Origin of the sequence: Nocardioides sp. Leaf285, assembly GCF_001422955.1 — a bacterium.
GTDB lineage: Bacteria > Actinomycetota > Actinomycetes > Propionibacteriales > Nocardioidaceae > Nocardioides > Nocardioides kribbensis.
In genome coordinates, this window is the sequence record NZ_LMNH01000003.1 from 1,245,266 (window position 1) to 1,258,638 (window position 13,373).

12 protein-coding genes and 1 rRNA gene are annotated in these 13,373 nt (G+C 74.7%); 1 reads left to right on the plus strand and 12 read right to left on the minus strand.

The features are described from left to right. Positions 1-51: 51 nt before the first annotated feature. The 10 genes from ald to ASF47_RS14245 form a co-directional block, all read right to left on the minus strand. Positions 52-1,167, minus strand: coding sequence for an alanine dehydrogenase (gene ald / locus ASF47_RS14200; protein WP_056864520.1), 1,116 nt, complete (start codon positions 1,165-1,167; stop codon positions 52-54). A 52-nt stretch (positions 1,168-1,219) separates the two neighbouring features. Continuing rightward, the gene (locus ASF47_RS14205; RefSeq protein ID WP_056864716.1) at positions 1,220-1,843 is read right to left on the minus strand and encodes an NUDIX domain-containing protein; all 624 of its coding nucleotides are present in this window, start codon (positions 1,841-1,843) and stop codon (positions 1,220-1,222) included. A 10-nt stretch (positions 1,844-1,853) separates the two neighbouring features. Continuing rightward, positions 1,854-3,542, minus strand: a complete 1,689-nt coding sequence (locus tag ASF47_RS14210; RefSeq protein WP_056864521.1) for a CTP synthase — start codon at positions 3,540-3,542, stop codon at positions 1,854-1,856. Between the two features lie 359 nt (positions 3,543-3,901). Further along, positions 3,902-4,801, minus strand: coding sequence for a copper transporter (locus ASF47_RS14215; RefSeq protein ID WP_056864522.1), 900 nt, complete (start codon positions 4,799-4,801; stop codon positions 3,902-3,904). Continuing rightward, the gene (gene steA / locus ASF47_RS14220; RefSeq protein WP_056864523.1) at positions 4,798-6,000 is read right to left on the minus strand and encodes a putative cytokinetic ring protein SteA; all 1,203 of its coding nucleotides are present in this window, start codon (positions 5,998-6,000) and stop codon (positions 4,798-4,800) included. The genes ASF47_RS14215 and steA overlap by 4 nt, the downstream gene beginning before the upstream one ends. 442 nt (positions 6,001-6,442) lie before the next feature. Beyond that, on the minus strand, positions 6,443-8,215 hold the full coding sequence (recN, locus tag ASF47_RS14225) for a DNA repair protein RecN (RefSeq protein WP_056864524.1): 1,773 nt from the start codon (positions 8,213-8,215) through the stop codon (positions 6,443-6,445). Beyond that, a complete protein-coding gene (locus ASF47_RS14230; protein WP_056864525.1) occupies positions 8,208-9,179 on the minus strand; it encodes an NAD kinase in 972 nt (323 codons plus the stop codon). Before ASF47_RS14230 ends, recN begins: the two co-directional genes overlap by 8 nt. After that, a complete protein-coding gene (locus ASF47_RS14235) occupies positions 9,176-10,018 on the minus strand; it encodes a TlyA family RNA methyltransferase (protein ID WP_056864526.1) in 843 nt (280 codons plus the stop codon). The genes ASF47_RS14230 and ASF47_RS14235 overlap by 4 nt, the downstream gene beginning before the upstream one ends. A 4-nt stretch (positions 10,019-10,022) precedes the next feature. Further along, on the minus strand, positions 10,023-10,391 hold the full coding sequence (locus tag ASF47_RS14240; RefSeq protein WP_200919086.1) for a hypothetical protein: 369 nt from the start codon (positions 10,389-10,391) through the stop codon (positions 10,023-10,025). Positions 10,392-10,400: 9 nt separating this feature from the next. Further along, positions 10,401-11,411, minus strand: a complete 1,011-nt coding sequence (locus ASF47_RS14245; RefSeq protein ID WP_056864528.1) for an HAD-IIA family hydrolase — start codon at positions 11,409-11,411, stop codon at positions 10,401-10,403. A 120-nt stretch (positions 11,412-11,531) separates the two neighbouring features. On the opposite strand from ASF47_RS14245, the gene ASF47_RS14250 reads away from it, so the two are divergent. Continuing rightward, complete coding sequence (locus tag ASF47_RS14250; RefSeq protein ID WP_056864529.1) at positions 11,532-12,656, plus strand: DUF1015 family protein; 1,125 nt, start codon at positions 11,532-11,534, stop codon at positions 12,654-12,656. Here the strand turns inward: ASF47_RS14250 and ASF47_RS14255 are convergent. Continuing rightward, positions 12,631-13,002, minus strand: coding sequence for a single-stranded DNA-binding protein (locus tag ASF47_RS14255; RefSeq protein WP_056864717.1), 372 nt, complete (start codon positions 13,000-13,002; stop codon positions 12,631-12,633). The two genes, ASF47_RS14250 and ASF47_RS14255, sit on opposite strands and share 26 nt — an antisense overlap. A 201-nt stretch (positions 13,003-13,203) precedes the next feature. Then, positions 13,204-13,320, minus strand: a 5S ribosomal RNA gene (gene rrf, locus ASF47_RS14260). Positions 13,321-13,373: the final 53 nt, after the last annotated feature.

Below are 13,373 nucleotides of genomic sequence, written 5' to 3' on the forward strand. Positions count from 1 at the left end.
CTCCCCCGTCACCCACCGTCGCGGGCTCCTGCGCGAGCGTCGGCACCCGGGTCAGGCCAGCACGCTGTCGAGGGAGACCGCGTCGACGCCGACGGCCTCGCCCACGGGGGCGTTGGTGAGCTGCCCGGCGTGGGTGTTGAGCCCCAGCGCCAGGCTGCGGTCGTCGCGGCAGGCCTGCAGCCAGCCCTTGCCGGCCAGCGCCACGGCGTAGGGCATGGTGGCGTTGGTGAGCGCGTAGGTCGAGGTGGTCGGCACGGCGCCGGGCATGTTCGCCACGCAGTAGAAGACCGAGTCGTGCACGGCGTAGGTCGGGTCCGCGTGGGTCGTGGGGCGGGTGTCCTCGAAGCAGCCGCCCTGGTCGACGGCGATGTCGACGAGCACCGAGCCGGGCTTCATGGCCGCGACCAGCTCGTTGGAGACCAGCTTGGGGGCCTTGGCGCCGGGGATGAGCACGGCCCCGATGACCATGTCGGCCTGGGTGACGTGCTGCTCGATGGCCAGCTTGGAGGAGGCCAGTCCGTGCACGCGGTTGTCGTAGCGCCAGAAGGACATGCGCAGCTTGTCGAGGTCGGTGTCGAGCAGGGTGACGTCGGCGCCCATGCCGAGGGCGATGTTGGCGGCGTTCTGCCCCGAGACACCCGCGCCGATGACGACGACCTTGGCGTTGGCGACGCCGCCGACGCCGCCGAGGAGCACCCCGCGACCGCCCTGGGCCTTGAGCAGCGCGTGGGCGCCGACCTGCGGGGCCAGGCAGCCGGCGACCTCCGACATCGGGTAGAGCAGCGGGAGCCCCCCGGAGGGCAGCTGCACGGTCTCGTAGGCGATCGCGGTGACCTTGCGCCTCATCAGCTCGGCGGTCAGCGTCGGGTCGGCGGCGAGGTGGAGGTAGGTGAAGAGGAGCTGGCCCTCCCTCATGCGGTGGTACTCCTCGGCCACGGGCTCCTTGACCTTCAGCACCATCTCGGCCTCGCCCCACACGGCGTCGGCGTCCGGCAGCAGCGTGGCGCCGGCGGCGGCGTAGTCGTCGTCGCTGATCTGGGAGCCGACGCCGGCACCGGTCTCCACGACGACCTCGTGGCCGTGGGCCACCAGCTCGTGTACACCCAGCGGCGTCAGGGCCACCCGGTACTCGTGGTTCTTGACTTCCTTCGGGACGCCGACCTTCACCTGACACTCCTGTCATCACGGGGCCCCACGACGCTGTGGGGTGCGAGCGACACTATCGGGACGCGCGCGCCGATCCCGCCAGGCCCCTGGCGTGCGCGGCGAGCACCGCGATCACGACGGGCGCGTCGCGCAGGCGGCCGTCCAGCACCGCCTCGACCATGTCGTCGAAGGCCACCCAGCCCGTCTCCATCTCGGCCTCCTCGTGGGCCGGCACGAAGTCGCCGCGCCCCACCTCGCGCAGACCCCGCGCGAGGTAGATGTGGGCCAGCTCCTCGGAGATCCCCGGCGAGGAGTACGTCGACACCAGGTGGGTCCACTCCTGCGCCTCGTAGCCGGCCTCCTCGACCAGCTCGCGGCGCGCGACGTCGACCGGCTCCTCGCCGTCGACGTCGAGCAGCCCGGCGGGGAGCTCCACGAACCGGGTCTGCGCCGCGTGGCGGTACTGCCACAGGCACAGCACCCGCTCCTCGTCGTCGACGGCCAGGATGACCGCGGCGCCGGGGTGCTCGAGCACCACGCGGCGGAAGGGCTCCTCCTCGGGGTGGCCGGGGCGCTGGATGCGGTCCTCGCGCAGGGCCACGACCCAGCCGTCGCGGTGCAGGTCGCCGCTCGAGCGGACCGGCCAGGAGGCCGGCTCGTCGCGCAGCGCGGGCTGCGTCTCCGCGCCGTCGTCCACCGCGCCCACCTCAGGCCTCCGCGGCGTCGCGGCGCACGAGCTCGGCGTCGATCGGGAACCGCAGCTCCTTCTGCCGCTCGATGGCCGCGCCGACCAGGCCCGCGAAGAGCGGGTGCGGCCGGGTCGGGCGCGAGCGCAGCTCGGGGTGGGCCTGGGTGGAGACGTAGTAGGGGTGCACCTCGCGGGGCAGCTCGACGAACTCCACGAGGCTGTCGTCGGGGGCCGTGCCGGAGAAGACCAGGCCGGCCTCCTCGAGCCGGGCGCGGTAGGCGTTGTTGACCTCGTAGCGGTGGCGGTGCCGCTCGTGCACCAGCGCCTCGCCGTAGGCGGCGCGCACGACGGTGCCGTCCTTGAGCGCCGCGGGGTAGAGCCCGAGGCGCATCGTGCCGCCGAGGTCGCCGGCCCCCTCCACGTACTCCTTCTGCTCGGCCATCGTCGCGATGACCGGCTCGGGGGTCTCGGGGTCGAACTCCGTGGAGCCGGCCTGCTCGAGGCCCAGGACGGTGCGGGAGTACTCGATCACCATGCACTGCAGGCCCAGGCACAGCCCGAGGGTGGGCAGGCCGTGGGTGCGGGCGTAGGTGAGGGCGCCGAGCTTGCCCTCGAGGCCGCGGATGCCGAAGCCGCCGGGCACGCAGACGGCGTCGAGGTCCTGCAGGTTCCGCGCGGCGCCCGCCGGGGTGGCGCAGTCGTCGGAGGGGATCCAGCGCAGGTTGACCTTGGCCTCGTGGGCGAAGCCACCGGCGCGCAGCGCCTCGGCCACCGAGAGGTAGGCGTCGGGAAGGTCGATGTACTTGCCGACCAGGCCGATGGTCACCTCCTCCTTGGGGTGGTGCACGCGGCGCAGCAGGTCGTCCCACAGCGTCCAGTCGACGTCGCGGAAGGGCAGGTCGAGACGTCGCACGACGTAGGCGTCGAGGCCCTCACGGTGCAGCACCTTCGGGATGTCGTAGATCGACGGGGCGTCGGCCGCGGTGACCACGGCCTCCTCGTCGACGTCGCACATCAGCGAGATCTTCTTCTTGATCGAGGCCGGCAGCTCGCGGTCGGCGCGGCACACGACGGCGTCGGGCTGGATGCCGACCTGGCGCAGCGCGGCCACGGAGTGCTGGGTGGGCTTGGTCTTCAGCTCCCCCGACGGGCCGATGTAGGGCACCAGCGAGACGTGCAGGAAGAAGCAGTTGCCACGCCCGATGTCGTGGCGCACCTGGCGCGCGGCCTCGAGGAAGGGCAGCGACTCGATGTCGCCGACCGTGCCACCGACCTCGGTGATGACGACGTCGACGTCCTCGCCGCCCATGGCGAGCACGCGCTCCTTGATCTCGTTGGTGATGTGCGGGATCACCTGCACCGTGTCGCCGAGGTAGTCGCCGCGGCGCTCCTTGGCGATGACGCTGGAGTAGACCTGGCCGGTGGTGACGTTGGCGATCTGGCCGAGGTCGGTGTCGAGGAAGCGCTCGTAGTGGCCGATGTCGAGGTCGGTCTCGGCGCCGTCGTTGGTCACGAAGACCTCGCCGTGCTGGAAGGGGTTCATCGTCCCCGGGTCGACGTTGAGGTACGGGTCGAGCTTCTGCATCGTCACCCGCAGCCCCCGCGAGCGCAGCAACCGGCCCAGGCTGGACGCCGTGAGCCCCTTGCCGAGCGAGGAGGCGACGCCTCCGGTGACGAATACGTGCTTGGTCGGCCCTGGGTTCCTCACGGAACTCCACCCTACGTCAGGTCGGCCCGCCCCGTGACCACCCGCCGCGACACGCCCCCGCACGGTGACCGACGAGACACCGACGCCGGCCGAGGAGGCGGAGCCAGCGACCGTCCCGACACCACCCGGCCCGAACCCAGTCCAGTCCGGCATGGTCGACGACCACGCCCCAGCACGGTGGTTGAGGAGGCAGCGCCAGCGACCGTCTCGACACCACCCGGCCCGAACCCGGTCCAGGTCCAGGTTCGCGACCACGCCCCAGCACGGTGGTTGAGGAGGGAGCGCCAGCGACCGTCTCGAAACCACCCGACCCAGCCGTCCAGCACAGCGACGTCAGGGCGACGACCGCCGCCCCGACGTCAGTCGACCGGCACGGCCCCGTCGGCTCCGGCGACCCCGAAGTCGCCCCCGGCCCCCGACGGCGCGCGGAGCAGGGCGAGCAGGGTGGTGACCTGTCCCGGCGCGGTCTCGACCCCGTCCACGCTCGGGACGCCCTCGACGCCGCCGTCCTCGCGCAGCGTCGCCAGCACCCCGTCGGCCCCCGACGACGTCGGCCCGGCGAGGGCGACGCCCTGCGTCGTCGCGGAGAGCCCGCTCAGCAGGTCCTGGAGCACGTCGGGGTCGACCTGCTGGTCGTCGCCGAGCACCACGACGAGCAGCGGCGCCAAGGCTGCGTCGGGCTCCGGCGAGGTCACCAGGCCGGCCTCGCTGAGGCTGTCGCGCACGGTGCGGCCGGCGTCGGTCACCTCGCCACCGGCCTCCGACGAGCTGCCCACGGCCAGCCCCGTCAGCTGTCCCAGCCTCACGTACGCCGGCGCGTCGGGGTCGACGCCCCGGGCCGCCGGTGAGTCGCCGAGCTGCTCGAGCACCTGCGTGCCGAGGCTGTCCACCAGGGTGCTCGACGTCGGGTCGGTCAGCCGGGCCTGGAGCTCGTAGCGCGCGGCGACCTCGCCGCCGGCGACCTGCACCTGCTCGGAGAGCGCGGTGAGCGTGTCCTCGTCGGCGCCCGGCAGCGCCAGCAGCGCCACGGGACGGTCGGCGAGCGCGTCGTCGTAGAGCCGCGCCGCCGTCGCGCTGGCGAAGGCCTCGCCGTAGCCGGCCTGGGCGATCGGCCCGGTCTCGGCCGAGGCCTGACGTGCGGTGGCGGTGTCCCGCTCTCGGCCGAGCTCACTGAGCGGACCCCCACCGAGCACGACCCCGACGGCCAGGGCGAGGAAGACGGCGACGAGCGAGACGACGTGGTGGCGGTACGAGATCACGGGAGGAGTCCTTGCAACAGGTCGGAGAGGGTGCGGCCGAGGTCGGCGAGGGCGTCCGCGCCCTGGTCGGCCCAGGACTGGCCCACGGGAGTGACGGCCACGGCGGCGGCGAGGGCGAGCAGACCGGCCAGCATCACCAGTAGCAGGTGGACCGGACGCACGCGCCCGGAGTAGAGCCGGGGCACCGCGTCGGCGTCGACGAGCCGCGCGCCCAGGGCGAGGCGCACCAGGTGGCTCCCGGCCGCGCTCGAGCGGGTCCGGTCGAGCAGGTCGGTGAGACCACCCGCCAGCCCGACACCGACGACGAGGGCCGGGTCGTGGGCGTCGACGGTCAGCAGCGCGGCGTCGGCGGCGTCGAGGGAGGTGGCCAGCCGCGAGGGCCGGATGCCGAGGCGGTCGAGGGAGTCGGCGACATCGCTGCGGCCGAGGTCGCCCACGAGCACCACGTCGCCGGCGGCGCGCAGCGTGCGCGCAGAGGGCAGCGTCGGCCGGTCGTGGCGCAGGTCGACCACCACGACGTCGACGTGCAGACCGGCGGCGACCACGCTGTCGGCGAGGTCGGCGGCGGCCACGACCACCGGCTCCTGCTCGCGCAGGAACGGCCGCAGCTGCGCCAGCTGCTCGCGGTGCCGCGCGCCGGCGGCCACGAGGACCACGGTGCGCCCCCGCACCGCGGTGGCCAGACGTGGGAGGCCCTCGCGGTGCAGCAGGAGGGGCTCCTCGCGCCGCAGCAGCTCGGTGCCGTGGTGGCTGATGGTCTCGAGCTGGGTCGCCAGTCCGCTGCGCGCGGCGTCGAGGTCCTCGCGCAGCACGCCGAGGTCGACGCTGCGACCGGGCACCTGCTCCCCGCTGTCGAGGTGGAGCACGCCGTCCTCGACCACCACGCGCGCACCGTCGCGCAGTCGCGAGCGACCCGCGGCACCGAGACCGTCGACGAGCACGATGCCGGCCTCGGCCAGCACCAGCGGCCCCTGGGCGGGGAAGCGCCCCGAGACGAAGGGCGAGACGTTCACAACCGCCGACACTCCCGCTCCCACGAGGCGTCGCGCCGTGGCGCGGTCGAGGTCGCTGTGGTCGAGCACGGCCACGTCCCCCGACCGCAGCCGCGGCAGGAGGTCGCTGGTGCGGGCCTCGAGCCTCAGAGGGCCGACGAGGCCGGTGGTCTCGGGGGCGGGACGCAGTCTTTCGGGGAGCCTCATGACCGCCCCATGCTGACATCCGCCCGGCACCGTCCCGGGCACCTCGACGCGCCGGGCGCGTCGACCCGCCCGTGCCTGTCCCGACCCGCGCCGCCGCCCGTCGACGGGCCCGCCGGACGCGCCGGGCCGCTCGGTCGCGCCGGTCCGCCGGGCCGGTCCGTCGCGCCGGTCCGTCGCGCCGGTCGCTCGCGCCGGTCGGTCGCGCCGGTCGCTCGCGCCGGTCGGTCGCGCCGGTCGGTCGGTCGCGGCTCGGTGCCACCACCCGCAGGCACCACACGCCGACACCACACCGCCGTCACCACACCGCCGTCACGCCGGGCGCGAGGTCCGGCCACGGTCACGGGCCCTTCGCAGCCCGCTCGCGTCCCCGGTCGTCGGTCACGTTCAGGACCTTGCGCCCCGACGACCAACCCCACGACGACCCGGGATCGGCGGTCGGGCCTCAGCCGACGGGCAGCGCGCGAGCCGGGCCGGCCACCTCGAGGAGCTCGCGGGCGTGCGCCAGCGCGGTGTCCGAGCCGGTGAGTCCGGCCATCATGCGCGAGAGCTCGCGCTCGCGCTGGGTGTCGTCGAGCACCGCGAGCCCCGAGCTGGTGACGGTGCCGTCGTTGGACTTGCTGACGACCACGTGGCGGTCGGCGTACGCCGCGACCTGCGGCAGGTGGGTCACCACGAGGACCTGGGCGTCGCGGGCCAGGCGGGCCAGGCGCCGCCCGACCTCCACGGCGGCCGTGCCGCCGACGCCTGCGTCGACCTCGTCGAAGACGAACGTCGGCACGGGGCTGGTGCCGGCCAGCGCGACCTCGAGGGCGAGCATCACCCGCGAGAGCTCGCCGCCCGAGGCACCCTTGTGCAGCGGGCGCGGCTCCGAGCCGGTGTTGGCCGCGAGCAGCAGGTCGACCTCGTCGAGGCCCGACGGGGCGTAGCGCAGCCAGCGCTTCCCGACCCGCAGCGGCGTGCCGACCCGGGCAGGGTCACCGGTCTCGGCCGGGGCCTCCACGGCGTGCTGCCTGACCTCCACGACGACCCGGGCGTGCGGCATGGCCAGCATGCCCAGCTCGCCGGTGACCGCCTCGGCCAGCCGGGTGGCCGCCTCGCCGCGCAGCTGCGAGAGCCGCAGTCCGAGGTCGGCCAGCTCCTCGCGCAGCTCCGCGCGCTCCTGGCGCAGCTGCTCGACGCGCTCGTCGGTGCCGTCGAGGTCCAGCAGCCGGCGCGCCGACGTCTCGGCCCAGGCGAGCACCTCGTCGATGGTCTCGCCGTACTTGCGGGTCAGCGCGGTCAGCGCGGCGCGTCTCTCGGAGACCGCGGCCAGTCGTGCGGGGTCGACCTCGACCCGGGTGGCGTAGGAGGCCACGTCGGCGGCCAGGTCGGAGAGCAGGTAGGAGATCTCGCCGAGCCGGTCGGCCAGTCCGGCGGCCTCCGGGTCGTGGGCGCGCACCGACTCCAGCGCCGACCGGGCGGCCGTGGTCGTCGCGAGCGCGTCGGGTGCGCCGTCCTCGCTCGAGAGCGCCTCCCGGGCCTGCTCGGCGGCGGTCCGCAAGGTGTCGGAGAAGCCCAGCCGGGTCTCCTCGGCGGCCAGCGCGACGTCCTCGCCCACCTCGGGCGAGACGGCCTCGACCTCCCCGAGCCCGAAGCGAAGCAGGTCGGCCTCGCGCGCCCGCTCCCGGGCGCTGGTGACGACCTCGACGAGCTCCGTCTCCACGGCCCGCAGCCGCTCGAAGCACGCCGCGTACGCCGCCGCGGCACCGGCCACGGCGTCACCGCCGAAGCGGTCGAGCGCGTCGCGCTGGGCCCTCGGCTGCAGCAGGCGGTGCTGGTCGGACTGGCCGTGCACGGCGACGAGGGGCTCGCTGACCGACGCCAGCGTCGAGACGGGCACCGAGGCGCCGCCCACGAAGGCCCGCGAGCGGCCCTCGGCCGAGACGTTGCGGGCCAGCACGACGTGGCCGTCCTCGACCTCGCCACCGGCGTCCTCCACCGACGACGCGAAGCCGCTCAGGCCGTCGACCCTCACCAGCCCCTCGACCCGGGCCGAGCGGGCACCCGTGCGCACGGCGCCGCTGTCGCTGCGCCCGCCCAGCAGCAGGCCCAGGGCGGTGACGATCATGGTCTTGCCCGCTCCGGTCTCACCGGTGATGACGGTCAGGCCGGGGCCGAGCTCGAGCGTGGAGGAGTCGATGACGCCCAGGGAGCTGATCCGGATCTCCTCAAGCACGGTCGTCTCCCTTGCGTCGCCTCTCCGCGGCGCCGCGCCAGCCCTCGACGGGCAGCCCGAACTTGGCCACGAGACGGTCGGTGAAGGGCGCCTCGTGCAGGCGCACGAGGCGCATCGGCCGCTCGCCCCGCCGCACCTCGACCCGCGCGCCGGGCGGCAGCTCGACGGCTCGTCGCCCGTCGCACCACAGCACGCCCGAGACGCCGGTGCGCGCCAGCACCTCGACGGCCAGCACCGACGTCGGGGCCACGACCATCGGGCGGGCGAAGAGGGCGTGAGCGCTGATGGGCACCATGAGCAGGGCCTCGACGCCCGGCCAGACGATCGGTCCGCCGGCGCTGAAGTTGTAGGCCGTGGACCCGGTCGGGGTCGCGCAGACGACGCCGTCGCACCCCCACCGCGACAGCGGGCGCCCGTCGACCTCCGCGACCACCTCGAGCATCCGCTCACGCGAGGCCTTCTCGACGCTGGCCTCGTTGACGGCGTAGGTGCGGGTGACGACCTCGCCGTCGACGTACACCACGACGTCGAGGGTCATCCGGTCCTCGGAGGAGTAGCGCCGGTCGACGATGGCCGCGATCGTCGACTCGACGTCGTCGTGCTCGGCCTCGGCGAGGAAGCCCACGTGGCCCAGGTTGACCCCCAGCACGGGGGTCTGGCTGGCGTGGGTGATCTCGGCGGCCCGCAGGATCGTGCCGTCGCCCCCGATGACGAGGGCCAGCTCGCACCCGGCGCTGGGGTCGCGGTGCAGGTCGGTGATCTCGAGGTGGCCCGGGTGGCCCGGGTGCTCGTCGGCGGTGAGGCCCAGGTCGTCGGCCTCGCCGGCGAGCAGGCGCACGACGATCCCGTTGCTGGTGAGGGCCTTGCAGAACTCCAGGGCGACCTCGCGGGCCTCCTCGCGCCCGGTGTGGGTCAGCATGAGCACACGGCGCACCGCCGGGTCGGCGCTCGGGGAGTCACTCATGGCTCCACCCTCTCACCCGCCACCCCCAGCGGCGCCGCGGTGGTGACGACGGTGTGGATCGCGTCCTCGTCGACCGTGGCCGGGCCGTGGCGCAGCCAGAGGAAGAACTCCACGTTGCCCGAGGGTCCCGGCAGCTGGCTGGTCGTCACGGCCCGGGCCCCCCAGCCGCGCGAGGCCGCCGCGGCGGCGACCGACTTCACCGCCTCGGCGCGCAGCTCCGGGTCGCGCACGACCCCGCCCTTGCCCACCCGCTCCTTGCCCACCTCGAACTGCGGCTTCACCATCAGGGCCAGGTCGCCGTCGGGCCGGGTCACCCGCAGCAGCGCGTCGAGCACCAGCTCGAGGGAGATGAACGACAGGTCGCCCACCACGACGTCCACCGGGTCCCCGACCAGCGGCAGGTCGAGCTCGCGGATGTTGGTGCGGTCGTGCACGACGACCCTCTCGTCCTGGCGCAGGGGCCAGGCGAGCTGGCCGTAGCCGACGTCGACGGCGAGCACCTGGGCCGCGCCGCGGCGCAGCAGCACGTCGGTGAAGCCCCCGGTGGAGGCCCCCGCGTCCAGGCAGCGCCGGCCCGCCACGTCGAGGCCGAGCGGCGCGAGGTCGTCCAGGGCGCCCGCCAGCTTGTGGCCGCCGCGCGAGACGTAGTCCGGTCGGTCGTCGGAGGCCTCCGCGACCACGATGGCCACGTCGGTGGTGACGCCGGTGGCCGGCTTGCGGGCGAGCGCGCCCGAGACCTTCACACGACCGGCGGCGATGAGCTCGCTGGCGTGCTCGCGCGAGCGGGCGTGGCCGCGTCGCACGAGCTCCGCGTCGAGGCGCAGTCGACGAGGGGGCACGGCGTCACGCCCCGCCGTCGGAGCGGGGCGAGGCCCCGAGCCCCGGACGGGGTACGCCGGTCGCGCCGGGCCGCGGACCGGGCGCACCTGCCCGACCCGGCGACCAGACCCCGGGCCCCGGTCGCTCCGCCGTGACCGGCACGTCGCGCGCGGCGCCGTCCGCACCTGCGGCCGGGTCCGGGCCGAGCAGCCCGTCCACGTCGTCCAGCGCTCGGCGCAAGCGGTCGTGGGCGTCCTCGAACACCGCGACGTGCTCGGCGACGGGTCGCCCGTCGAGCCGGGTGACGGCCTCGACGACCTCGTCGACACCGGCCACCCCGGTCGGGGCGTGCTCCTCGCCTAGGGGGGCGCCGGCCCCGGGGGTGTGGCTCATGGCGCGAGGCTACCGTCGCTCCGCGCCCGGGGCCCGCAGCCGGTCGACGCCCACGGGTTCTCCGCCCGCGTCGAGGTGTTCCCACGCGGCGGTGGCGACCACGCGCCACCAGTCGTCCGGCGACCCGTCGCCCTGCACCACCAGGTCGGCGTCGCCGTCGACCTCCGCCGTCCAGCCGCCGCACTCCACCGTCGCGTCGTTCCGGGTGGGCTCCGGATGGGCCTGCAGCAGCCCGGAGAGGTCCGCCGCGAGGTAGGTCGGTCGCTCCCGGGGCCGTGCCGCCACTAGCTCGGCGAGGCCGGTCACACCGGTCATCACGAGCAGTGCGGGCATGTCGACGCCGACCGCGCCCTCGATGTCGGTGTCGAGCCGGTCCCCCACCATCAGCGGCGTGGCGCCCCCCACCCGGCGCACGGTCTCGTCGAGCAGCGGGCGGGCGGGCTTGCCCGCGACCACCGGGTCGACCCCGGCGAACCGGCTGAGCGTCTCGACCAGCACCCCGTGCCCGGGCGCCGTGCCGTAAGCCGTCGGGATGCTCATGTCGGTGTTGCTGGCCACCCACCACAGCCCGTCGCGCACCCGCACCGCGGCCCGCATGATGTCGCGCCAGAGCACGTCGGGGCCGTAGCCCGTGGCGAGCGCGTCGGCCTCGTCGTCGATGCCGACGGGCTCCAGGCCCTCCTCGCGCAGCGCCTCCAGCAGCCCGTCGGCTCCCAGGGCCGCGACACGCGCTCCCGTGCCCAGCCGGTCCACGAGCACCCGCGCGGCGGCCTGGGCCGACGTGACCACGTCCTCGCGCGCGGCGTCCACACCGAGCTCGGTCAGGTGAGCGGCCACGGTCTCGGGTGTCCGTGAGGCGTTGTTGGTGATGAAGGCGATGCGCTGGTCCCGCTCGCGAGCGGCTGCGATCGCCTCGGCCGCCCCGGGCACCGCCTCCCCACCGATGTAGACCACGCCGTCGAGATCGAGCATGGCCAGGTCGTGGTGGTCGCAGAGAGCTCGGTCGGTCCCACGCAGCATGGTGCACCCCTCGGTCGTGGCCGGCTCCCGCCGGCGGTCGTCACCGGCCCCGCGCGGGCCGGTGGGCCCAGCCTGCCCGGTGGTCCCTGGACCGGCAGGCCCGCCCCCTACGATGCGCAGATGGAGCGCTCCGGCACGGTCACCCCGCCGTACGTCGCCGGACCCCTCCACCTGGGGCCCTTCCGGGCCCTGCGGATGGCGCCCCTGCGGGTGGGCGATCCCGCGACCGCGCGCACCTTCGGCCGCTCCCAGCGCAAGGTGCTCGACCGGCTGGCGCGCTGGGAGGAGCACGGACAGGTCGCGCGCGACCGGGTGCCTGCGCTCTACGTCCACGAGTACACCGCTGCCGGCCTCACCGTCCGCGGCGTCGTGGGCGTGCTCGACCTCTCGCGTCGCGCCGTCCTCCCCGCCGAGCGCGCCGTGCTCCCCCACGAGGGCGTCCGCCCCGCCCAGGCCGACGACCTCGCCGACAAGCTGGCCGAGATCCGCCTCCACCCGGCGCCCATTCTCCTGGTCCACCGCGCCTCCGAGACCCTGCGCTCCCTGACGCGGAGCCAGGTGGCCCGGCGCCCCACCCACGCCTTCCGGGACCGCGTCGGGCAGGAGCACCGGCTGTGGGCCGTGACCGACCCCGACGAGATCGCAGCAGTCCAGCGCGAGGTGGCCCCCAGTCGCGTCCTCATCGCCGACGGGCACCACCGCTACGCCGCCTACCTCCGCCTCCAGGCGCGCGACCCCGGCGGCGCCGCCGACCACGGCCTCGTCATGCTCGTCGACCAGACCGACACCCCGCTCCACCTCGGTGCCATCCACCGTGTCGTCCAGGGCGTCTCCCTGCCGGAGCTGACCCGCGCCGTCACCAGCATCGGTGGCGCCGGCGAGCGCGTACGCCGCGCCGCCGCCCTCGACCACCTCGGCCCCGACCACCTCGTGGCCACCGACGGCGAGCACTGGAGCGCGCTGACCCTCCCGACCGGCTCCGGCCGCTCGGCGGTCGAGCTCCTGCACGAGGCCGTCCTGCCGTCGCTGCCGCGCAGTCCGCGTTCCGTGGACTACCACGACACGGCCGAGAAGGCGGCCGCGGCTGCTCGGCCCGGCAAGGCCGTGGCCGTGCTCCTGCCGGCGCCCGACGTGGACCACGTGGTCGCTGTCGCCGCCGACGACCGGCTGCTACCCGAGAAGGCCACGTCCTTCCAGCCCAAGCCGAGCCCCGGGGTGCTCATGCACTCGCTGCTCGACGGATGAGTCGAGCCTCGGCGACCTCGATCTCCACCCGCGACGAGGCCCCCGCCCCCTGACGGAAGAACCGGCGGCGCACCGCGCCGCGGACCTCCACGACGTCGCCGGGCGACCAGCGCGACACCGTCCGGCGCGTGCGCGCCGACCAAGCACTGCAGTCGAACGTGTCGACCTTCTGCCTGGAGCCGGCCACGCTGCCGGCACGGTCCACCACGAGTCGCACCGAGCAGACGGGGTCGCCACTCGGGAGCTCGCGGACCACCGCCTCGCCCGACACACGGCCGACGAGACGGACCTCGTTGACCGGCGCCACGTCGTCGCCTGCAGGGACCGCTTCCTTCGTGCGTGCCATCACGCATCACCTCCGGCACCACCATGGCGCGTTCGAGGCACGCGCACCGCGCCGCACCACGCAGGTGTGGACAGGCGACCGTCTTGATGCGCCTGGGGACGATCAGTGGGCCGTGCTGCCGGTGCGGTCAAACGGCTGAGAGGTCCTGAAATGGCTTGTGGGGCCACCCGGTAACAGGTGACCCCACAAGCACTAAGAATTGTCCGGCGGCGTCCTACTCTCCCACAACCTCTCGGTTGCAGTACCATCGGCGCTGAAAGGCTTAACTTCCGGGTTCGGGATGGGACCGGGTGTTTCCCTTTCGCTATGGCCGCCGTAACTCTTGCGAACCCACACCACCACCAACTAAAGAGGGGGGGCGGGTGTGGATC